Origin of the sequence: Pseudomonas defluvii (genome assembly GCF_001695625.1) — a bacterium.
GTDB lineage: Bacteria > Pseudomonadota > Gammaproteobacteria > Pseudomonadales > Pseudomonadaceae > Aquipseudomonas > Aquipseudomonas defluvii.
Genome location: NZ_MBPN01000260.1, coordinates 1 through 1435 on the forward strand (window position 1 = coordinate 1; position 1435 = coordinate 1435).

The window sequence follows — 1435 nt, forward strand, 5'->3', positions numbered from 1 at the left end:
AAAGACACGAGGATCGGCCATGGCAATCACACTCAGCAGCCGCTATTGGCCCGACAACGAACGCCAGGCACGTTGGGCCGCGGCGATCGGCAGTACCTATTTCCCGCTGTCACTGAATTTCGATCCCGGCGCACGTTTCAGTGGCAACCTGCAAGTGTGGGAAACCCAAAGCACCGCGTTGACCCTGTCACGGCTGCGCTCCACCCAAATGGGCTACTCGCGCAGCAAGGCCCAGGTCAGTGAGGACCGCGAGGCGTGCTACCTGGTCACGGTACCGCGCCGCAGCGAGGTGCACTTCGAGCAGGATGGCCGCGTACTGCACTGCCAGCCTGGCGGGTTTATCTTTGAGCGCGGTGATGCGCCCTACCGCTTTCACTATGCCAGCGACAACGACCTGTGGGTGTTCAAGCTTCCCGAACGCGCCCTGCATGGCCAACTGCGCGGCGCCGAGCGCTATACCCGCCTGTGCTTCGATGCCAAGCGCGGGTTGGGTCGAATCTTCGTCGACCAACTGGCAATGTGCGCGGCACGCTTCGATGAATGCGACGATACCGCCCGCCATATGCTGCTGGAGCAAGCGCTCTCAACCTTGCTGATGGCGCTACGCGATGACCAGCGGGTACTCAACAGCGAAAGTTCAAGCCTGGCTGCCCTGCATTTGCAGCGTATTGAACACTACGTCGAGCAACAGTTGGGCAACCCGGATCTCGCCCCGCAAATGATCGCTGACGCCTGCAAGCTGTCGGTGCGTTATCTGCACAAACTGTTCACGGCCACCCCCTACAGCCTCAGCGAGTGGATCCGCCTACGGCGTCTTGAAGCGGTGCACAGAGACCTGCATGACCCTTATTGCCACTTGTCCATCGGCGAACTGGCAATGCGCTGGGGCTTCAGTGATCAGGCTCAATTTGCCCGCAGCTTCCGCCAACGCTTCGGTTGCACCGCCAAGGAAGTACGCGCCGCCGCCAGCGGGCACCCTCACTGAAAAAGGCCACGCCGCCGCCTGCTGGCGGCGGCATTGCGCCAGAAAACAAGGCCTGACCTGATCCGAACGGACGATTCGGACACTACAGGGGCGTCGGTATCGTAAACGGCGCCACGGCAGTACGGCTGCGGCCCTGAAACACACTAACGAACGCCTGCCCGACGCATGCTGTCGGCACCACCCACCGCGATCTGATTCGCGATCCACGCGGGGCGGCCCACTGCTGCCGTCACTGCCCGCTATCACGATGCACCACCTTTGGAGAGCGCTATGAAAGTGCTGGTAAGCGTCAAACGAGTGGTCGATTACAACGTCAAGGTTCGCGTCAAGGCGGACAACTCCGGCGTCGACCTGACTAACGTGAAAATGGCCCTGAACCCCTTCTGCGAGATCGCTGTGGAAGAGGCCGTACGCCTGAAGGAAAAAGGCCTGGCGACCGAGATCGTCGTC

1 protein-coding gene and 1 pseudogene are annotated in these 1435 nt (G+C 61.4%); both read left to right on the forward strand.

From position 1 onward, the window contains the following. The first annotated feature begins 19 nt into the window (after nucleotides 1–19). Nucleotides 20–985, forward strand: coding sequence for an AraC-like ligand-binding domain-containing protein (locus tag EKA13_RS27145; protein ID WP_065762027.1), 966 nt, complete (start codon nucleotides 20–22; stop codon nucleotides 983–985). A 270-nt stretch (nucleotides 986–1255) separates the two neighbouring features. Then, nucleotides 1256–1435, forward strand: a pseudogene (locus EKA13_RS27150) (electron transfer flavoprotein subunit beta/FixA family protein); the annotation flags it as partial.